The organism is Listeria sp. LM90SB2, assembly GCF_028867355.1.
Taxonomy (GTDB): domain Bacteria; phylum Bacillota; class Bacilli; order Lactobacillales; family Listeriaceae; genus Listeria; species Listeria monocytogenes_B.
Genome location: NZ_CP046449.1, coordinates 2517476 through 2538786, shown reverse-complemented (window position 1 = coordinate 2538786; position 21311 = coordinate 2517476). Strand labels below are relative to the sequence as shown.

Here is a 21311-nt window from a genome sequence, read left to right as displayed (position 1 = left end):
CAATGAAAAAGTTATATAAATCTTCTTCACAAAAAATGATTGCTGGTGTCTGTGGTGGACTTGCAGAATACTTTGGCATTGAAGTAACCATCATTCGTTTACTTTGGGCTGGAGCAGTTCTATTCTTTGGTACTGGGATTTTACTGTATATTCTAGCTGCGATTATTATGCCAACAGCAACACCTGAATCAGAATGGGAGTGAACTAAAACATGCGTTGGATTATAGGCGTAATTATTAACTCGGTGCTTTTCGTAGCTTTATCAGGATTCTTTACAAGTTTTCATGTAGATGGATTCACGACAGCGCTACTAGCGAGTTTTATATTAGCAATTCTAAATATGCTAATTAGACCTATTTTACTCCTTTTAACATTACCAATTAATATTTTCACACTTGGACTTTTCACCTTTGTTGTGAATGCAATTATGCTTGAAATGACTACCTTCTTTATTGGAGATTCTTTCCAAATTGATGGTTTTGGAACAGCGTTAATTCTCGCAGCAATTATGGCATTCGCAAACATGATTATTAATTCCGTTTTATGGGGTAACAAAGAAAAATAAACATTCCAGCTACATTTTGAGGCTAAAAATAGTCTTTTAAATGTAGCTGGTTTTGCTATGTAGAGCCATTTGAGTAGAAAGAGGTAGCTTGATTCCTTCTAAAGTGCTAAAATGAGAAGGAGCTTTCTAAATAATATTTTGTAGCGAACAGTAATGGACTTTTATAATTCATTTGGAGGTACTTGCATGACAAAATCGGTTACGGTAAAGGATTTAAAGGAACGACTTAATTTAGAGTTAATTTGTTCGGAAACGGGACTTGAACGGCCAATTTCAACAAGTGACTTATCTCGGCCGGGGCTGGAACTTACTGGGTTTTTCTCTTATTATCCAGAAGATCGTGTGCAACTTTTTGGCATGACTGAAATATCGTTTTCTGAAGGAATGGAACCTGAAGAACGTCTCAAAAGATATAAACAAATGTGTACGAAGCGGACGCCTGCTTTTGTGATTTCTAGAAATTTAGAAGTGCCGAAAGAATTAGTAGCAGCAGCGAAAGAAGCTGATATTCCGGTATTACGTTCACGACTTAAAACGACACGTTTATCTGTTTATATTACGAATTACTTAGAAAGCAGACTTGCGCCAGTTATTTCGATGCATGGTGTTCTAGTGGATATATATGGTTTAGGTGTGTTGATTACGGGGAGCAGTGGTGTTGGTAAAAGTGAAACAGCACTGGAGCTTGTAAAACGCGGGCATAGACTCGTAGCAGATGATAATGTGGAAATTCGCCAAGAGGATGAAATGACGTTAATCGGTTCTTCTCCAGCGATTATTGAACATTTACTCGAGATTCGCGGGTTGGGGATTATTAATGTAATGACTTTATTTGGAGCAGGCGCTGTTCGTTCTAGTAAAAAAATTACTATCGTTGTGCACCTTGAAAATTGGGATCCTGATAAGCATTATGATCGTGTCGGATTAGACCAAGAAAAGACAAAAATCTTTGATATGGATATTCCGAAAATTACGGTGCCTGTTCGACCGGGACGAAATTTATCTGTTATTATTGAGGTAGCGGCAATGAATTTCCGATTAAAGAATATGGGGTACAAACGCGGCAGAGCAATTTACACAAGACCTGAATAATTTAATAGGTCATAACAGCAGTATGAATGATTAAATAAATAGTGAAAGCATCTCCGCAGCCAAACTTTACAAAAATGCTTGTTTGGTTGCGGAGTTGTCTTTTTGAAAGTAGGGGAATTATGGGTAATGGTGTTCAGCCACTTGATCCGGTGGCGATTCAAATTGGTAGTATATCTGTGAAATGGTACGGAGTTATTATTGCTTCGGCTGTTGTCATCGCGTTACTTCTTGCTTTAAGTGAAGCAAACAAGCGCAAAATGGATAAAGAAATTATTGTGGATTTGCTGATTTGGGCAATTCCGATTTCAATTATTAGTGCTCGAATTTACTATGTTATTTTTGAGTGGGATTTCTATAAGAATAATTTAGGCGAAATAGTGAAAATCTGGCACGGAGGTATTGCTATTTATGGCGCGCTAATTGGTGCAGTTTTAACGGCAATTATTTTCTCGCGGATTAAGAAAATTTCGTTCTGGCAACTTGCGGATGTCGTTGCGCCAAGTTTGATTATTGCGCAGGCAATCGGGCGTTGGGGAAACTTCATGAACCAAGAAGCTCATGGTGCAGAAACAACGCGTTCTTTTCTGGAAAGCCTTCATTTACCAGATTTTATTATCAACCAGATGTACATAGATGGTGCTTATTATCAACCGACTTTCTTATATGAGAGTTTATGGAATGTGCTTGGATTTATTGTTCTATTAATTATTCGTCGCACAAAAATTCGTCGTGGGGAGTTGTTCCTCGGCTATGTAATTTGGTATTCATTTGGAAGATTCTTTATTGAAGGAATGCGGACAGATAGCTTAATGTGGGGGGACTTTAGAGTTTCGCAAGTGCTATCTTTACTTCTTATTGTTTTGTCTATTGGTATTATTATTTATCGTCGTATGAAAATGAATCCACCATATTATATGGAAGATAAATTTGGTAAAGTAGTTAAAAAGAAATAAAAAAGTTGGAGATTTTCGAGTTTGATTAAGAAAGGAAGAAATTATGACTGGGAAAATTACTACATTGTTGTTTGACTTAGATGGTACGCTTATAAATACGAATGAATTGATTATCAAAACATTTCAAGTGACATTTCAAGAATTCATGCCGGACCGGGTTTTTACTAGAGAGGACATTTTACCGTTTATCGGGCCTTCTTTAATGGAGACTTTCCGGGAAATAAATCCAGCGCATGCAGATGAGATGCGCGCTTTTTACCGAGAGTATAATTTGAAGCATCATGATGATTTAATTTTAGAATATGATGGAGTTTATGAAGCAATTCGTGCTTTATATGAAGAAGATTATAAACTTGGAATTGTATCGACGAAAATGTATGATACGATTATGCGAGGTCTCAAGGTAACTGGCTTGGATAAATTTTTCCAAGTGGTGATTGGGTTAGATCAAGTGTCTAATGCTAAACCAGATCCTGAAGGTATTGAGATGGCTCTTTCTTTATTAAATGCGACAAAAGAAGAAGCGATTATGATTGGCGATAATTATCATGATATTGAAGCTGGAAAAAATGCGGAAACCCTAACTGCGGGTGTAGCTTGGGCGATTAAAGGACCAGAACATTTGGCGCAGTTTCAGCCAGATTTCATGTTAGAAAAAATGAGCGATTTACTCGCAATTGTTAGGGACGAGGAATAGAATTTGAGGCGGCTGGATAGGTTTAAGGCACCCGATGATACAGTCAACACCCTTTTTCAAGTGTATAAAACGATTTCTTTTTGGAAGGTTTTGAAGAATACGCTAGTAATAGAACTTGGTCGTTTTTTTCCATGGATGGGCGGTAAGCGTGCAATTTATCGCGCATGTCTTGGAATGGAAATTGGCGAGAAGACTGCCATTGCCTATAAAGTTATGCCGGATTTATTTTTTCCGGAAAAGATTATGATTGGCGAAAACTCGATTATTGGTTATCATACAACTATCTTGACGCATGAATATTTACTTTCGGAGTACCGTGTTGGGGAAGTTGTGATTGGTCGGGATGTGATGGTTGGCGCGAATGTCACCATTCTTCCGGGCACAGTAATTGGAGACGGGGCTGTGATTGCTGCTGGGGCGGTTGTCTCGGTGGATGTCCCGGCTGGTAGTTTTGCTTATGGAAATCCATTAATAATAAAAGAAAAAGCTACTCTGACGTAAAAGTCAAAGTAGCTTTTTTTGTCGCCCAAAGTCATAAATTCTATGTTATACTCATTAGGATAAAGGTATCTTGGAGGTGGAAAAATGGAAAAAGACAAAAAAACACCCGCAAAAATCTATCCATTTTATCCAAATGGTCAGTTTTATTTTGAACGCGGTGTCGAAGCGTTTCGTGATCAAAGAATTAAAGAAGCAATCAGGTATTTAGTGCGGGCATCCGAACTGGAGCCAGGAGAAGCTGTTATTCTTTGTCAGCTGGCGATATGTTATACAGAAATTGGTCAATTCCATAAATCGAATCAGCTACTTAGAGAAGTTTTAGAACAGCGTAATGGGAACATGGAATACTGTTATTATTTTATTGCTAATAATTTTGCGTATATGAAAGATTATCGGAGAGCGTTACAATATGCTAATCGTTATTTGGATAGTTCAACTGATGGTGAATATACCGAGGAAGCTAAAGATTTAATTGAAGTTTTATTAGAAGAAACGCCTTTTGGTGAGACAATTGAAAATGGCTTTTCTAAATTAGAACAAGAATTCTATTCTTATAAAAAAGAAATTAATCGTTATTTAGCAGAAGAAGATAGTGCAGCTGCTTGCGATATTTTAAGAAAAGTCATTGATGAAAAACCGAATTTTTGGCCTGCTTATAATCAACTCGCTTCGCTTTATTTTGAGCAACTGAAAGAAGAAGAGGGAGTCAGAGTTTTAAGTGATTTATTATCGAGAAATCCAGGTAATCTCTTGGGTATTTGTGATTTATTTATTTATCACTTTTATAAGGGGAATCGTAAAGAGGCGGATGAGCTTTATCTGGAACTTCGGGATGTCCTACCGGTTCTAGCGCATCATAAAGAGAAGCTTGGTCTGATTCATGCGATGATGGGTGAATACGAGGAAGCGGATGATTTGCTTGAACAAGTGGCTGACTTGGAAGTGACTGAGCGTAGTAAGTATTATTATTTCCGTGCGAAATCTTCCTATTATTTAGGGGATGTGGAAGGGGCAAAAATGTTTTGGCATTCCTTTTTAGAGTGTGATTTGTATGAAGATGTTCGGTTTCCGTGGGAGCAAGAGGCGGATTTAACGAATGACACGCGACTGGTGCTTGAGATGCTTCAAGAGGAAGATGATTTGACTCATATGCTAGGTGTTTATGCATTAACTATTTCTGGAAATCGTCCGGAGTTAGTATTATTTCACCCGTTACTTGATATGAGCGATTGGTCTTACATGGAGCATTTAATGTTTACTAATTTTGATTATTTTCCGGATGGGGCTATTGAACAAAATGGTTATCTGATTGCAAAAGCGATGATTATTTTAAAAGAAAATGGTGTTTTGTTAAATGAAGAAAATATGGCGTTATATAAGCAGATGTTTTCGTTAGTTTTAATAGATGCTGGGAAAGATTTAATACTTGGTCGTTATACGATAGAAACTGTGGCTAGTGCGATTGCTAAGCTGTTTTTACCTCATTTGAAGCTTGAATTAGTAGAAGAATTTGAATGTAGTAAATGTGCGCGAGATATTGAGCGAGTTCTGAGCAGATAAATAGACCTTTTTGCTATTCCGTATTAGGATTAATTTAGGCTAACTATTGTATACACATAAACGAGGAGGGCAAAAAGAATGGCTAGTGAAGAAAAAATTTATGATGTGATTATTATTGGAGCGGGACCAGCTGGAATGACAGCTGCTTTATATACTTCCCGTGCAGATTTAGATACGTTAATGATTGAACGCGGAGTACCTGGTGGACAAATGGTTAACACAGCTGAGGTTGAAAATTACCCTGGATTTGATAGTATTTTAGGACCAGATTTATCCGATAAGATGCTTAGCGGTGCGAAACAATTTGGCGCTGAGTATGCTTATGGGGACATTAAAGAAGTCGTTGATGGCAAAGAATTTAAAACTGTAACGGCTGGATCGAAAACCTATAAAGCTCGGGCGATTATTATTGCGACTGGTGCTGAACACCGGAAACTTGGTGCAGCTGGCGAAGAAGAGCTTAGTGGACGCGGCGTTTCTTATTGTGCTGTTTGTGATGGAGCGTTCTTCAAAAATCGCGAATTAATCGTGGTTGGCGGCGGAGACTCTGCAGTGGAAGAAGGAACTTATTTGACTCGTTATGCAGATAAAGTAACGATAGTACACCGTCGTGATAAATTGCGCGCACAACAAATTTTACAAGATCGTGCTTTCAAAGATGAAAAAGTTGATTTCATTTGGAATAGTACAGTAGAAGAAATTGTTGGCGATGGCAAAAAAGTAACTGGAGCAAAACTTGTTTCCACAGTGGATGGTTCCGAATCTATTATGCCAGTGGATGGTGTTTTCATCTATGTTGGACTTGTTCCACTTACGAAAGCATTCTTAAATTTAGGTATTACAGATGATGAAGGATACATCGTAACGGACGAGGAAATGCGTACAAACCTTCCTGGTATTTTTGCAGCTGGTGATGTTCGTGCGAAAAGCTTACGCCAAATTGTAACAGCAACAGGCGATGGCGGACTTGCTGGACAAAACGCTCAAAAATATGTAGAAGAATTAAAAGAGTCGCTAGAAGCAGAGGCAGCTAAATAACAGTAAAGAAAACTCGAATGGGTCTGAGATTATTTATCTTAGACCCATTTTTGCGTGACTATATAGACTTGAGTAGTGTAAAATGGAAGACAAAGACTATTGTTAGGAGAGAGATAATAATGAGTATTGTTGTACTTGGTGGCGCTGGCTATATCGGTTCACATGCAGTAGATGAGTTAATTACTCGCGGATATGAAGTAGTAGTTATTGATAATTTAAGAACAGGGCACAAGGAATCCATTCATACAAAGGCAAAATTTTATGAAGGAGATATTCGAGATAAGGCATTTTTAAGTTCAGTTTTTGAAAAAGAAAAGGTAGATGGTGTGATTCACTTTGCTGCTAGTTCACTTGTAGGAGAATCGATGGAAGTACCGCTTGTTTATTTAAATAATAATGTTTATGGTACGCAAATTGTCTTAGAAGTGATGGAGCAATTTGGTGTGAAGCATATTGTCTTTTCTTCTAGCGCTGCAACATATGGTGAGCCAGAACGAGTACCGATTACGGAAGATATGCCAACAAATCCGGAAAGTACTTACGGCGAAACGAAGCTAATCATGGAAAAAATGATGAAATGGTGCGATAAAGCGTATGATATGAAATATGTTGCACTCCGGTATTTTAATGTTGCTGGCGCCAAAGCGGATGGTTCAATTGGGGAAGATCACAAACCAGAATCACACTTAGTCCCAATTATTTTACAAGTTGCGCTTGGTCAACGAGAAAAATTAGCGATTTACGGTGACGACTACAATACGCCTGATGGTACTTGTATTCGTGATTATGTACAAGTAGAAGATTTAATTGACGCGCATATTAAAGCGCTAGAATACTTGAAAAATGGCGGGGAAAGTAATATTTTCAACCTTGGTAGCAGTAACGGTTTTTCAGTGAAAGAAATGCTTGAAGCAGCTCGTACTGTAACAGGTAAAGAAATTCCAGCTGAAGTTGTACCACGCCGTGCAGGAGATCCAGGAACGTTAATTGCTTCAAGTGATAAAGCGCGTGAAATTCTTGGTTGGGAGCCAACTTATACAGACGTAAAAGATATTATCGCCACTGCTTGGAAATGGCACGTATCTCATCCAAATGGCTATTAATAACTTATGAAGGAATGTGATTTTTATCGAAGTAATGAAGGAGCGATTTGGGGAGTTTGAGGGAGAAACTGTTTGGAAGTGGACGATGGTAAATGATCATGGTATGCGCATGAGTGTTTTAAATTACGGAGCGATTGTTACTTCCCTTGAAACAAAAGATAAATTTGGTGATTTTGCGAATATTAGTCTTGGTTTTACAAATTTAGATGATTATTTGGCACACTCCCCATACTTCGGCGCGACACTTGGCCCTGTTGCTGGACGCATTACAAATGGGCAATTTAGTTTGGACGGTAAACAATTTCAACTGATTCAAAATGAAGGAGCTAACCATCGTCACGGTGGGAAATTCAATTTTAGTAAGAAGCTTTGGGATGTTTCAGTAGAAAAAAGTCTTGATCAAATTGTGATGACTTTTGAATACTGCTGGGCGGATGGAGAAAATGGCTATCCAGGAAATATTGATGCAAAAATGACATATACGTTAAATAATAAAAATGAATGGCTGCTTGATTATGAAGCGAAAAGCGATCAGCCGACTATATATAACCCGAGCAATCATATTTATTTTAATCTAAGCGGAGAAGCTGGTTCAACGGTTTTACAACATCAGCTTTGGGTTAATAGTGACAGCTTCCTACCAATTGATGAAGAGTTTCTCCCAATTGGGGAAAAGCGGTTAGCGGAAAATACTATCTTTGATTTGCGTGCAGGTCGTGAAGTAGCGGAGATTACACAAAGTCAGGACCAGCAAGTAAAATTAGTTGGTGCGGGGCTGGATCATGCATTCATTTTAAAACATGAAAATAGTCGTCCAGATGCAGTTTTGTTTGATCCAAAGTCAGGACGGCGCTTGGAAATGGAAACCAAAGCTGACTCGGTATTAATTTATACGGCGAATAGTTTGGATGGCTCTTTTGAGATTGGCGAGCGAACTGTGCCAAAATATGCTGGCATAACAATGGAAACACAGGGTTTAGTAGATGCGATTAACCATGACGGATTTGGTGATATTGTACTTCGACCAGAAAAACCTTTTACATCTAGAACAGCTTTTCGTTTCACAGTGGAGAGCTGATAAATTTTAATTAAAGAGTTCTAAATGAAGGAGTGTAGAGAATGAATTGGCAAGAAGAATATCAAAAATGGGTTGCTAATGACAAATTAGATAGCACATTAAGAAAACAATTAACGAATATGGAAGCAAATGAAAAAGAACTTGAGGATAGTTTTTATCGTAATATGGAATTTGGAACGGCTGGGATGCGTGGTGTACTAGGCGCTGGAACAAACCGCATGAATATCTATACTATTCGTAAGGCTTCTCTAGGTTTGGCGCAATTTGTGGCGGAGAACGGGGAAGAGGCTAAAAAACGTGGGATAGTTATTGCGTATGATCCTCGTCATATGTCGCGTGAATTTGCTTTTGAATCGGCGGCGGTATTAGGGCATCATGGTGTGAAAAGCTATGTTTTTGATGCGCTTCGACCAACACCCGAACTTTCCTTTGCAGTACGTCATTTAAATGCGTTTGGTGGGATTGTTATTACAGCTAGCCATAACCCACCAGAATACAATGGCTACAAGATTTATGGTGAAGATGGCGGACAAATGCCTCCAACAGGGGCAAGTGCTGTAATTGAATACATAAACGCGGTAGAGGATATTTTTTCTGTAGAAGTAGCGAACCAAGAGCTATTAATTGAAAATGGTTTACTTGAGGTAATCAGTGAAAAAGTAGACCGTCCATATTTGGAAAAATTAAAAGAGGTTATTGTCAATAAAGAGCTTGTTCAAGAACGAGGGGAGGATTTGAAAATTGTTTTCACGCCCCTTCATGGTACTGGCGGAATTCTTGGCGTTCCTGCGCTTGAAAGTGTTGGCTTTACGAATATTGTTAAGGTTGACGAGCAATTTGTGAATGATCCCGATTTTGGAACGGTAAAATCGCCTAACCCGGAAAACCGCGAAGCCTTTTTACTTGCGATTGAATATGGTAAGAAGTTTGGTGGCGACATTTTAGTCGGAACAGATCCGGATGCTGACCGTTTAGGCGTGGCAGTTCGTAATCTTGACGGCGAATATGAAGTGTTATCTGGAAACCAAATTGGCGCGATTATTTTACATTATTTATTAAAACAAAAGAAAGCGCAAAATGAATTGCCAGCTAATGCAGCGGTATTAAAATCTATTGTAACAAGTAATCTTGGAACAGAAATCGCGAAACATTACGGTGCGGAAATGATTGAAGTATTAACTGGTTTCAAATTTATTGCAGAACAAATTAAGCACTTTGAAGAAACTGGCAAGCATACGTTTGAATTTGGTTATGAAGAAAGTAATGGTTATATGGTTAAGCCGTTTACGCGTGATAAAGATGCGATTCAAGCGGTGCTTGCGATTGCGGAAGTGGCGCTCGTTAGCAAAGTAGAAGGTGGAAGTTTACTAGAAGATTTAGAGCAAATTTATGCTGAGTTTGGCTATTACAAAGAAGATCTAGTTTCCTTAACTTTAAGCGGTAAGGATGGTTCTCGGCGCATCAAAGAAATTACAAGTAATTTTCGCGAGCAACTACCAACAAGTATGGGTGGATTCCCCGTGGAACGTGCGGAAGATTATTTAAGAAGCGAAACAACTTGGATTGCTACCGGAAAAACGGAAGCGATTCATTTGCCAACAGCAGATGTCATTAAATGTTATTTTGAAGATGGTTCATGGTTCTGTTTACGTCCATCCGGCACAGAACCGAAAATCAAATTCTACTTTAGTATTCGTGGTGAAAGTAAAGAAGAAAGTGCAACAAAATTAGAAAAAGTGAAAGCTGATTTGATGCAACATATCGAAGCTTAAAAAGAAAAATCCCGGAAACTCGCTTTAGAGACTTTTCCGGGATTTTCTAGTGAGAAGTGTGCTAAAATGGAAGATAGATATTATTTGTGCGAAAGGATGAGGCAGATATGGCTTCTAAACAATTAAAATTAGTAATCATTACTGGGATGTCTGGAGCAGGAAAAACAGTCGCAATGCAGTCTTTAGAAGATCTCGGTTATTTTTGTGTAGATAATTTACCGCCAAGTTTACTTCCAAAGTTCTGGGAGCTAATGAAAGAAAGCGATAAAATGGATAAAATCGCGCTCGTAATGGATCTTCGCGGCCGTGAGTTTTTCGATTCCATTGAACCAGCGCTAGATGAGCTAGATAATACCAATTTTATAACAACGAAAATCCTCTTTTTAGAGGCTGATGATAAGGTACTTGTTTCGCGTTATAAAGAAACGCGCCGCCACCATCCACTGGAGCCTAATGGGTCTGTGCTAGACGGGATTAATGCAGAGCGCGAACTGCTTAGTGATTTAAAAGGCCGTTCGCAGTTAGTTATTAATACATCGAATATGGCGCCACGTGAGTTACGCGAGCGAATTAACAATGAATTCCAAACCGAAGATAAAGATATATTCAATGTGCAATTGATGTCATTTGGTTTCAAATACGGCATTCCGATTGATGCTGATTTAGTGTTTGATGTGCGCTTTTTACCGAATCCGCATTACATTGACAAAATGCGTCCGTTGACAGGACTTGATGAAGATGTGTATGAATATGTGATGAAATGGCCAGAAACGCAGACCTTTTTAGATAAGTTAGTAGATCTATTAATGTTTACACTTCCTTTTTACAAACGAGAAGGAAAAACACAATTAGTTATTGCCATTGGATGTACTGGAGGACAGCATCGTTCAGTAGCTTTGACAGAGTTCGTTGGTAAGGCAATTCAACAAAAATATGAAACAACGATTTCACACCGAGATATGAAACGTAGAAAGGGCCGTTAATATGAAAAAGGAAATGAAACCTAAAGTAGTAGTAATCGGTGGCGGGACCGGTCTTCCAGTCATTTTAAAAGGGCTTAAAAAGAAGGATATTCATTTAACGGCCATTGTGACCGTAGCGGACGATGGTGGTAGTTCTGGTAAAATTCGCGAGCAAATGGATGTGCTTCCCCCAGGTGATATACGCAATGTCATGCTAGCTTTATCCAATGTTGATCCACGGGTTGTCGATTTATTTCAATATCGTTTTGCGGTAGATGGTGATTTATCGGGGCATGTTATTGGAAATTTGATTTTAACGGCTTTATCGCAATTGAATGATAGTTATGTTGATGCGATTAATGTGCTAGCAACGGTGCTGAAAATCCGCGGCAAAGTTATTCCAGCAACGGATCAACCACTCATCTTAAATGCCGAAATGGAAGATGGTTCTATTGTGCACGGTGAATCGCTTATCCCGTTACAAGGAAAGCATATTAATCGTGTGTATATCGAACCAGAAAATGTAAAACCATATCCGACAGCAGTCGAAGCAGTGAAAGAGGCTGATTTGATTGTTATTGGTCCAGGAAGTTTATACACAAGTATTTTACCAAATCTATTACTTACGGAATTAGCCGATGAAATTATAGCAAGTAAGGCTCCGAAAGTATACATTACGAACATTTTAACGCAAATTGGCGAAACCGACTTTTTCTCAGATGCGGATCATATTAAAGTTATCCATGAGCATGTGGGAAAATCTTTTATAGATAAAACGTTAATTAATACGACGACTGTTCCGAAAGAACTTTTATTCCCAGAGGATGTTGCGCAAGTAGAGCATAATGCCAAAGGAATGGAAGAGCTTGGCGTAGAAGCCATTTATCAAGATTTTCTTTCTACAGAGGATGGCCTTGTGCGCCATGCTGCTGAAAAGGTGGCGGACGCGGTTTTAGCGATGTTACCTAACCAAACTATTGAAAAGGAGTGAGTAAGCCATGTCATTTGCATCGGAAACCAAGAAAGAATTAACCCATATGGACGTAAGTGATAGCGATGCAAAAGTGGAACTCGCAGCTTTTATTCGAATGAATGGTGCCATCTCGTTTTCGAATCAATTAGTGATAATGGATGTCCAAACCGAGAATGCAGCCATAGCTAGACGAATGTATCAATTACTGAAAGACTTATACGAAGTGCCAATAGAACTTCTTGTACGTCGCAAAATGAAGTTGAAAAAAAATAATGTTTATATAGTTCGCTTGAAGTCAGGTACACGGGGGATTTTGGAAGATTTACGGATACTAGAGCCACCGATGACGTTTACGAAATCGATTGATAGGGGATTTGTTAAGAAGAGGAGCGCCAAACGTGCTTATTTACGTGGAGCCTTTTTGGCAAGTGGGTCAGTTAATAATCCGGAAACTTCTTCTTATCATTTAGAAATTTTCTCTGTTTATGAGGAGCACAATGAGGCGATTTGCGCTTTGATGAATCAATTCGATCTCAATGCGCGAACGCTTGAACGGAAAAATGGTTTTATTACCTATTTGAAAGAAGCGGAAAAAATCACGGAATTCTTGAGTATTATCGGAGCAACTAGCGCGCTTCTTCATTTTGAGGATGTTCGGATTATGCGTGATATGCGGAATTCGGTGAACAGGCTAGTGAACTGTGAAACGGCGAATCTCAACAAGACAATTAATGCGGCTGTTAGGCAAATCGATAATATCAAGTATATCCAATCAACCGTTGGGCTAGAAGCTTTACCAGAACGACTGCGTGAGATTGCAGCGCTTCGTATAGCTAATGAAGATGTTACCTTAAAAGAGCTAGGCGAAATGCTGACAACAGGTCAAGTAAGTAAATCAGGTATTAATCATCGTCTCCGGAAACTAGATCAGATTGCAGAGCGCCTTAGAAGTGGGGAAACACCAGCACAAGTAGGACTGAAAATCAGTAATAGTTAATTAAAAAGAAAAGGATGCGAATTAGAATGTCCAAATTATTTTCAGAATATAAATTAAAAGATGTAACGCTAAAAAACAGAATTGTTATGTCACCAATGTGTATGTATTCAGTAGAAAATAAAGACGGGATTGCAACAGACTTTCATTTTGCACACTATGTCTCGAGAGCTGCTGGTGGTACAGGGCTTGTCATCTTAGAAGCTACGGCTGTTCAAGAAGTAGGACGGATTTCTGAATTTGATTTAGGACTATGGAATGACGAGCAAGTTCCAGCTTTGAAAAAATTAGTAGATGGACTTCATTATCACGGAGCAAAAGCAGGAATTCAATTAGCACACGCTGGAAGAAAAGCTGTTTTACCAGGTGAAATAGTGGCTCCTTCTGCTATTGCTTTTGATGAAAAATCAGACAAACCAGTAGAGCTTACGAAAGAAGCAATTAAAGAGGTTGTGGCTGATTTTAAACGTGCCGCTTATCGTGCAAAAGAAGCGGGATTTGATGTTATTGAGATTCATGCTGCTCATGGTTATTTAATTCACCAATTCTTATCACCAATTACGAATCGTCGCGAAGATAATTACGGTGGACCTGCTGGCAATCGATATAAAATTTTAAGTGATATTATTAAAGCAGTGAAGGAAGTATGGGACGGCCCGATTATCGTTCGAGTATCCGCTACTGACTATGCACATGGCGGTTTGCAACTAGAAGATCATATTCCTTTTGCAAAATGGATGAAAGCAGATGGCGTGGAACTAATTGATGTGAGTACAGGTGGTTTAGTTAATGTGGCTCCACCAGTTTTCCCAGGTTATCAAGTGCCATTCGCGGATGAAATCCGTCGCGGGGCGGGTATTGCGACTGGAGCGCTTGGGCTTATTACACGAGGCGAACAAGCGGAAGAAATTTTATGCAATGAACGAGCGGATTTAATTATTGTTGGTCGTGAATTATTACGAAATCCTTATTTTGCTAAAGATGCAGCCAAACAATTAGGCGAAACAATTGAAGGACCAAAACAATATTCACGCGCGTGGAAATAAATAAAAAGCTGGAAGTTCAGAGTTTTTGAACTTCCAGCTTTTTTAGTAGAAATTAATTAATAGTTACATTCCAATCATAAGAGCATACGCCTCCAGTGGCATAATTGTGATTATACGAGATGTCTAATTTATACTCACCAGGACTTAGAGCGGATGTATCCACTGTTATAGAGTTGTCCTCCGCATTAACTGTCGTCGGAAGTTGGACTATATTAGTCCCGATATATTCTCCTGTAACTTCTGGGCTGACTAACATGTTAATTTCTTCCATTTGGAAATAAATAGGTAAATCAATAGTACATGTATTGCCCTGATTAATAGTTTGATCAGGAAGCTCTCCATTTTGACTTTGAACATAAATAGTATCTAATACATTAGAAGGTAGTTCAGTTAAAAAATTATAATCTAAGTTTAATGATTCTAAACTAGGTAAGTTGGTGAAGTTAACCATCGTACCGGTTAAATTGTTATGTCTTAAATTTAAATCAGTTAAGTTAGGTAAATTTTGAAAATCTGGTGTATTGGTTAATAAATTTGCATTTAAATCTAAAAATGTGAGATTTGGTATATTTTGAAAATCAGGAATAGTTGTCAATTGGTTAGAACTTAGATCCAACGTAATAAGTAAAGGAATATTATTAAAATTAGGAAGTTCATCGCTTGTAATTGACATATCAGACATATAAAGCTGTTTTAAAGCAGGCATCCCGGTAAAGTCAGGGATAGAGCCGACTAAATTATTTCCGCTCATTGTAATGGTATCCATTTCAGGATAATTTTGGTAGTTTGGAAGGGATAAGTTTCTAGTTAATCTTCCAGGTGAATCAGCAAAAAATAACGTTTTTAAATGTGGAATTGTAGTAATATCAGGGAACTCCGTTAATTTAGCCCCAAATTCCATAATACTTACATCTGTGACATTGTTAAACATGGCACGCTCTAGTAATTGCATGGAATCATTCGTAATCGTATGTGTTTCAAACCCTAAACTAGTTAATGCATCCAAATCATCTTGATCAATAACATCATTCACAGAGTCTTTGTTTAAGTTTCTAGCCATATCTTTGGCTAATCCATCATCTGGGAAAACATCAATAATTGGAGCGGGTAGTGGATATAAATCAGAAGCAGCTTTTGCCTTCAGATCTAAACCAGTAAAGCTTAGTGACAAAATGGCTAATAATAAAGCTGTGCTTAAAAACATGAAAACTTTTCTCAATGTATTCAGTCCTTTCTTTTTTAGAGGTCTAAAGGATAACACGAAAAAACCAAGAAAAAATATTTACACCATATATGAACATTTTTTGTACGAAAATCTACAAATGTTGTATATTTTTCAATCTATTTATGGTACTATGAATAATAGTTTTCAAGTTAGTTTAAAAATACACATATAAATTAACTGAAAATTGGAATTTAAGAAGGAGGAATTTTTATGACGAAAGTTAATTCTTTTTTCAGAAAAAAGAGTTTTCATAACCCAGCGACAGATAAACATCATCTGAACAAAACGTTAGGAGCGTTTGATTTAACGATGCTTGGAGTCGGAGCGGTTGTTGGGGGAGGGATATTTATTCTTCCAGGGCAGGTAGCTTCTGTCATTGCGGGACCAGGAATTATTATTTCTTTTATTATTGCGGGAATTGCTTGCTGTTTGGCGGCATTATGTTATTCGGAATTTGCTTCTAAATTACCAGTCGCAGGTAGCGCATATACTTACAGTTACCATGTGTTCGGGGAAGGTGTTGCATGGATTTTAGGGTGGTCGCTGATTTTAGAATATGGTCTGGCTGTTGCTGCAATCGCAAGTGGTTGGTCTTCTTATATGAAGAGTCTACTAGCAGGATTTGACTTACATATTCCAACGGTGATTTCTTCAGCTTATGACCCGAGTGCCGGAACCTATTTTGACTTACTTGCATTTGTAGTAGTTATGGTAATTGGTATTTTACTTAGTTTTGGTATTCGTGAATCCACACGAGTGAATAATATTATGGTGTTAGTAAAAATTGCAGTGGTTGTATTATTTATTTTAGTAGGAGCTTTCTATGTGAAACCTGATAATTGGACGCCGTTCTTGCCGTTTGGTGTACAAGGAGTCATTACAGGAGCTTCCACAGTTTTCTTTGCTTATATCGGCTTTGATGCTGTATCAAGTGCCGCGGAAGAAGTGAAAAATCCACAAAAAAATATGCCAATAGGAATTATTTCTTCACTGGCAATCTGTACACTACTTTATATTTTACTTTCTGCAGTACTTACAGGGGTTGTTCCTTATACGGATTTAGTTGATGTTAGTGCACCAGTTGCTTTCGCGCTTCAAGCTATTAATCAAAACTGGATAGCGGGCTTGTTGTCAGTTGGTGCGATTGTTGGGATGACAACGGTTGTACTTGTTATGTCTTATGGTGGTACACGCTTGTTATTTGCAATGGGACGTGACGGATTATTACCAAAATCGTTCTCAAAAATAAGCAAAAATGATACACCTGTGAGAAATACGATGATTTTTGCGACAGTAATGGGACTAATTGCTTCTACTGTACCGATGGCAGATTTAGCACAATTAATTAATATTGGTACGTTGTTTGCTTTTGCGATGGTTTCTATTGGGATTTTCTTTTTACGGAGAAATCCAGACTTGAATCAAAAAGGATTTAGAACGCCATTTTATCCAGTAGTACCAGCACTTTCCTTTTTGCTTTGTGTATATTTAATGATTAACTTATCTAAAACAACATGGATTGCATTCGGTATTTGGTTTGTGATAGGAATACTAGTGTATACATTCTACGGAAGAAAACATTCAGCGCTTCGTATAAAATAAGGTATAAAAAAAGAGGTTTTGCATTTTGTGCAAAACCTCTTTTTTTTTATTAGCCTTTTAAGCCAGATTTGTTAATGATGATATCATCAATTAAGCCGTAATCTTTTGCTTCTTGTGCAGTCATGAAATTATCACGATCTGTATCACGAGCAATGACTTCATACGGTTGACCAGTTTTCTCAGCCATAATCGTATTCATACGTTCTTTGATTTTTAAAATGTGGCGAGCAGCGATTTCGATTTCAGTCGCTTGACCTTGAGCGCCACCAAGTGGTTGGTGAATCATAATTTCAGCGTTTGGCAAGGCAAACCGTTTGCCATTTGCACCAGCTGTTAGTAAGAATGAGCCCATGGAAGCTGCCATACCCATGCCGATAGTTTGTACGTCCGCTTTAACGAAATTCATTGTATCGTAAATGGCCATACCAGCTGAAATACTTCCACCTGGTGAATTGATATATAGGAAAATATCTTTTTCAGGATCTTGTGCATCTAAGAAGAGTAATTGAGAAACGATCGAATTCGCCACGTTATCATCAATTGCAGATCCTAACATAATAATTCTGTCTTTTAATAAACGGGAATAAATGTCGTATGCACGTTCACCGCGGCTAGTTTGTTCGATTACTGTTGGAATTAAGTTCATATCAAGATTCCTCCTGTTAAATGTGAATTTTAAATTAGCTTTGTTTATATCATACACGAATGGTCAAACTAGGTCAAACGATAAAGTCTGAGGCGAATTATTTCTATAAAATTTAACAAAAAGGTATAATGAACTATGCTGAAAGGAAGGTGCATCATGAAGAAAATGACGAAGATTGGAATGTTTTTTGCGGTGTTTACGTTAGCTGTAGTTCTTTTTCAAACAACTGCTTCAGCTCATGGATACATATCAAAACCAGCAAGTCGTGTATATTTAGCCAACAAAGGGATTAATGTTGGGGTTGGATCAGCACAATATGAACCACAAAGTGTGGAGGCTCCAAAAGGATTTCCAGCAAGCGGACCTGCTGACGGGAGTATTGCGGGCGGTGGGAAATATTCACTGTTAGACGCTCAAACTGCAAACCGTTGGGCAAAAGTAGATATACAATCAGGCCCATTAACTGTAGAATGGACATTAACTGCGCCACACAGAACAAGCAGCTGGCAATATTTTATTACTAAAAAGGGTTGGGACCCAAATAAACCGTTAACTAGAGCATCATTAGAGCCACTCACAACGATTGAAGCGGATGGAAGCGTACCAAATGCTTTAACAAAACAAGAAATTAATATTCCAGATGATCGTTCAGGATACTACGTTATTTTGGGCGTTTGGAACATTGCTGATACAGGAAATGCATTCTATCAAGTAATTGATGCAAACATTATTAATTCTAGTGTAACACCAGCTGTTGACAACGAAGCGCCGACAGAACCGACTAATTTAGCAGCAACTACTACCGCTAAGAATGTAAGTTTGACCTGGACTGTTTCTACCGATAACGTAGGAATAAAAGGTTATGAAATTTTACGTGATGGCGTAGTACTCGGAGAAAGTCAAACAGCTTCTTATGAGGATACAGCTGTAGAATCAAATACCGCATACACTTACACTGTTCGAGCAAAAGATTTCGCCGGAAACAAATCTACATTAAGCGACAGTATTGATGTGACGACAAAAGAAGCCCCAGCAGTAGATAATGAAGCACCAACTGCACCAAAAAGTTTAATGTCTCATGGACAAACGGAGACAACTATTGCTCTTTGTTGGCAAGCCTCCACAGATAATGTAGAAGTGAAAAATTATGAAATTTATCGTAACAATACAAAAATTGCAACATCCACGAAAAACATGTTTGAAGATACAAAATTAGCCAGCAATACAAGCTATAATTATAAAGTGTATGCAGTAGATACATCTGGCAATCGTTCATTAGTAAGTAATGAAATCACTATTAAAACAAAACCGCTAGATCCACTGAACACCTGGAAATCGGACCAAATTTACCATGCAGGTGACCAAGTTTACTATAACGGAGTAGCTTATACAGCGAAATGGTGGACAAAAGGGAACACTCCAGATACAAGTGATGTTTGGCAAACAGCAAGTAGAGATATCCAAATCTGGAATGCTCAAAAAGCCTATAATGGCGGAGATAAAGTTACGTATAACGGAAAAACATACCAAGCGAAATGGTGGGTACGAGGCGAGAAGCCTGACAGTTCATCAATTTGGACATTATTAAATTAATACTTGAGCCAGCAAATCTTTGGAGGCGCTGGCTTCTTCATTTAAAATAAAACTTGTAAAACACTACGAATTTCGCTATAATTATTATTCGTACGGTAAGCATTTCTGGCCTACATATAGCCCTCGTGGTGCAACGGATAGCACGTAAGATTCCGGTTCTTAAAATGGGGGTTCGATTCCCTCCGAGGGCATACTAAAAAAACATCCCACATCTGGCAAAAGCCATGTTGTAAGATGTTTTTTCATTTTATTTAAAAATCGTATTTTTTACTTTCCAATCTTCTAGTTTAATGAAAACCCAGAAACCATAAATTCCGATAGTAATGATTGTTAGGAAGAGCCATTTAATCCAGTGACCAAAAAGTCCAACCGCAGAACCTTGGAATTTCAAGCGTCTTCCTTCAATAACTGTATGATTGATTTTCCAGCCATAAACCATACATAAAGCCCATGGATAGCAAATACCAATCGTACAAATCGTCACCAAAGTGCCAAGAATTGTCCAACCAATATATTGCAGTAAACCTCCGTCAAAAAATGATGTTCTCCCGTTTCGTGTTTCGATATTACCTAATTCTCCCATTTTGCAAACCAACTTCCCTTTATTATTTATATAATCGTTAGAACGTTTATACCCGCTTAATAAACACTAATATTGATATTAACATGAATGAATCAAGAAGAGAATACTTGATTTGACTTTTTTATGAATTATGAAGGGAAATAATTTAATCCTTTTTAAGTATCAAAAAACTTTCCCTACTTCAACCCGCCATTTTCTGGTAAAATATAAATCAGCAAGGGAGGCGCTTATTTTGGCTGCTAGTTTGAAAGACCGATTAGAAAAAGAAGTAAGAACATATAGTGCTGACAATAATTTGACCGTTCAAACGATTGATTTTTTATATGCAGGGCCCCATATGCGAGGGAGACATTCGCTTATTCTCGCGTTCACGGAAGCGGGAATTTTTACATTTGTATTTAAATTAAGTGATGCGGAAATGCACTTTTTGGATGGGGAAACGGTTCAGCAAATTGCGCTTGAGAAAAAGAAATTAGTTTATCGGTTATATATTCGTGCAGTGACCGAAGAAGGCGAGCTGGAGGAAGGAAAATATCTTGTTAGTAAGCGTGTTCTAGGTCGTAAATGGCATAAAGAAACACTAGAAAAGCTCATTAATAAAAACCTTCCATTACTAACTGCAACAAAATAAGAAAGGTGGGGTGATGATGGAAAAGAAGCGGACTCGGGCAGAAGAATTAGGAATAACTAGAAGAAAAATTTTGGATACAGCACGTGATTTATTTATGGAAAAGGGTTACCGGGCAGTTTCAACAAGAGAAATAGCTAAAATTGCCAACATTACCCAACCGGCACTATATCACCACTTTGAAGATAAAGAATCCCTATATATTGAAGTGGTTCGTGAATTGACGCAAAATATCCAAGTGGAAATGCATCCAATTATGCAAGTGACCAAAGCAAAAGAAGAACAATTACATGATATGTTAATTATGTTAATTGAGGAACATCCAACCAATATTCTATTAATGATTCACGATATTCTTAATGAAATGAAACCAGAAAATCAATTTTTACTTTATAAATTATGGCAAAAAACCTATTTGGAACCATTTCAACTATTTTTTGAGCGTCTAGAAAATGCTGGCGAATTGCGTGATGGTGTCAGTGCTGAGACTGCTGCGAGATACTGTTTGTCCACTATTAGCCCTCTTTTTTCTGGGAAAGGCAGCTTTGCGCAAAAGCAAACGACTACAGAACAAATTGATGAATTAATCAACTTAATGATGTTTGGTATATGTAAAAAAGAGGTATAATTTAGCGTGCTTCTTTTTTTGGTGTTTCACTTATCGAATGATAAACGAAAAAAATAAGCAAACTAAAGGGGG

At 38.0% G+C, this 21311-nt stretch carries 21 protein-coding genes, 1 tRNA gene and 1 pseudogene; 20 read left to right on the top strand and 3 right to left on the bottom strand.

Translation table 11 applies throughout. From position 1 onward, the window contains the following. Nucleotides 1-2 precede the first annotated feature (2 nt). The 15 genes and pseudogenes from GL301_RS12555 (at nt 3) to namA (ending at nt 14334) form a co-directional block, all read left to right on the top strand. Entirely contained in the window at nt 3-203 is a 201-nt protein-coding gene (locus GL301_RS12555) for a PspC domain-containing protein (RefSeq protein WP_003725417.1), read from the top strand. 8 nt (nt 204-211) lie between these two features. Further along, nucleotides 212-565 (top strand): phage holin family protein, encoded by a 354-nt coding sequence (locus tag GL301_RS12550; protein ID WP_003725416.1) that lies wholly within the window; start codon nt 212-214, stop codon nt 563-565. A gap of 186 nt (nt 566-751) precedes the next feature. Beyond that, nucleotides 752-1691: pseudogene (hprK, locus tag GL301_RS12545) on the top strand (HPr(Ser) kinase/phosphatase). A gap of 85 nt (nt 1692-1776) precedes the next feature. After that, nucleotides 1777-2610, top strand: coding sequence for a prolipoprotein diacylglyceryl transferase (gene lgt, locus GL301_RS12540; RefSeq protein ID WP_003725415.1), 834 nt, complete (start codon nt 1777-1779; stop codon nt 2608-2610). A 43-nt stretch (nt 2611-2653) separates the two neighbouring features. Then, nucleotides 2654-3307: a pyrophosphatase PpaX gene (gene ppaX / locus GL301_RS12535; RefSeq protein ID WP_003725414.1), complete on the top strand. Its 654-nt coding sequence runs from the start codon at nt 2654-2656 to the stop codon at nt 3305-3307. 3 nt (nt 3308-3310) lie between these two features. Beyond that, nucleotides 3311-3808 (top strand): acyltransferase, encoded by a 498-nt coding sequence (locus GL301_RS12530; protein ID WP_003725413.1) that lies wholly within the window; start codon nt 3311-3313, stop codon nt 3806-3808. 84 nt (nt 3809-3892) lie between these two features. Beyond that, nucleotides 3893-5368 (top strand): tetratricopeptide repeat protein, encoded by a 1476-nt coding sequence (locus tag GL301_RS12525; RefSeq protein ID WP_003725412.1) that lies wholly within the window; start codon nt 3893-3895, stop codon nt 5366-5368. 78 nt (nt 5369-5446) lie between these two features. Continuing rightward, nucleotides 5447-6406: a thioredoxin-disulfide reductase gene (gene trxB, locus GL301_RS12520; protein WP_003722610.1), complete on the top strand. Its 960-nt coding sequence runs from the start codon at nt 5447-5449 to the stop codon at nt 6404-6406. Nucleotides 6407-6525: 119 nt separating this feature from the next. Further along, nucleotides 6526-7509 carry a UDP-glucose 4-epimerase GalE gene (galE, locus tag GL301_RS12515; protein WP_003725411.1) on the top strand — a complete coding sequence of 328 codons (984 nt, stop codon included), beginning with the start codon at nt 6526-6528 and terminating at the stop codon, nt 7507-7509. Between the two features lie 16 nt (nt 7510-7525). Then, complete coding sequence (locus GL301_RS12510; protein ID WP_003741152.1) at nt 7526-8587, top strand: aldose epimerase family protein; 1062 nt, start codon at nt 7526-7528, stop codon at nt 8585-8587. 41 nt (nt 8588-8628) lie between these two features. Further along, on the top strand, nt 8629-10359 hold the full coding sequence (locus GL301_RS12505) for a phospho-sugar mutase (RefSeq protein WP_003734494.1): 1731 nt from the start codon (nt 8629-8631) through the stop codon (nt 10357-10359). Nucleotides 10360-10466: 107 nt separating this feature from the next. After that, nucleotides 10467-11342 carry an RNase adapter RapZ gene (rapZ, locus tag GL301_RS12500; protein ID WP_003722606.1) on the top strand — a complete coding sequence of 292 codons (876 nt, stop codon included), beginning with the start codon at nt 10467-10469 and terminating at the stop codon, nt 11340-11342. A gap of 1 nt (nt 11343) precedes the next feature. Continuing rightward, nucleotides 11344-12312, top strand: a complete 969-nt coding sequence (locus GL301_RS12495) for a YvcK family protein (protein ID WP_003725408.1) — start codon at nt 11344-11346, stop codon at nt 12310-12312. 7 nt (nt 12313-12319) lie between these two features. After that, nucleotides 12320-13291 carry a DNA-binding protein WhiA gene (whiA, locus tag GL301_RS12490; RefSeq protein ID WP_003725407.1) on the top strand — a complete coding sequence of 324 codons (972 nt, stop codon included), beginning with the start codon at nt 12320-12322 and terminating at the stop codon, nt 13289-13291. A 26-nt stretch (nt 13292-13317) separates the two neighbouring features. After that, nucleotides 13318-14334: an NADPH dehydrogenase NamA gene (gene namA / locus GL301_RS12485; RefSeq protein WP_003725406.1), complete on the top strand. Its 1017-nt coding sequence runs from the start codon at nt 13318-13320 to the stop codon at nt 14332-14334. 52 nt (nt 14335-14386) lie between these two features. Here namA and inlP read toward each other — a convergent pair whose 3' ends face one another. Beyond that, entirely contained in the window at nt 14387-15553 is a 1167-nt protein-coding gene (gene inlP, locus GL301_RS12480) for a class 3 internalin InlP (RefSeq protein ID WP_010959054.1), read from the bottom strand. 216 nt (nt 15554-15769) lie between these two features. Between inlP and GL301_RS12475 the strand changes: the two genes are divergently transcribed. Beyond that, complete coding sequence (locus GL301_RS12475; RefSeq protein WP_003734497.1) at nt 15770-17161, top strand: branched-chain amino acid transporter BcaP; 1392 nt, start codon at nt 15770-15772, stop codon at nt 17159-17161. A gap of 49 nt (nt 17162-17210) precedes the next feature. Here the strand turns inward: GL301_RS12475 and clpP are convergent, their stop codons facing one another. Then, nucleotides 17211-17807, bottom strand: a complete 597-nt coding sequence (gene clpP, locus GL301_RS12470) for an ATP-dependent Clp endopeptidase proteolytic subunit ClpP (RefSeq protein ID WP_003722600.1) — start codon at nt 17805-17807, stop codon at nt 17211-17213. 156 nt (nt 17808-17963) lie between these two features. On the opposite strand from clpP, the gene GL301_RS12465 reads away from it, so the two are divergent. Beyond that, nucleotides 17964-19400, top strand: a complete 1437-nt coding sequence (locus tag GL301_RS12465; protein WP_010959053.1) for a lytic polysaccharide monooxygenase — start codon at nt 17964-17966, stop codon at nt 19398-19400. Between the two features lie 119 nt (nt 19401-19519). After that, nucleotides 19520-19591: transfer RNA gene (locus GL301_RS12460), tRNA-Arg, on the top strand. Nucleotides 19592-19647: 56 nt separating this feature from the next. On the opposite strand, the gene GL301_RS12455 is transcribed toward GL301_RS12460, so the two are convergent. Next, nucleotides 19648-19983 carry a YjgN family protein gene (locus GL301_RS12455; RefSeq protein WP_003725402.1) on the bottom strand — a complete coding sequence of 112 codons (336 nt, stop codon included), beginning with the start codon at nt 19981-19983 and terminating at the stop codon, nt 19648-19650. 232 nt (nt 19984-20215) lie between these two features. On the opposite strand from GL301_RS12455, the gene GL301_RS12450 reads away from it, so the two are divergent. Beyond that, nucleotides 20216-20614, top strand: coding sequence for a hypothetical protein (locus tag GL301_RS12450; protein WP_003741138.1), 399 nt, complete (start codon nt 20216-20218; stop codon nt 20612-20614). A 16-nt stretch (nt 20615-20630) separates the two neighbouring features. Beyond that, nucleotides 20631-21239 carry a TetR/AcrR family transcriptional regulator gene (locus GL301_RS12445; RefSeq protein WP_003727916.1) on the top strand — a complete coding sequence of 203 codons (609 nt, stop codon included), beginning with the start codon at nt 20631-20633 and terminating at the stop codon, nt 21237-21239. The last annotated feature ends 72 nt before the right edge of the window (nt 21240-21311 follow it).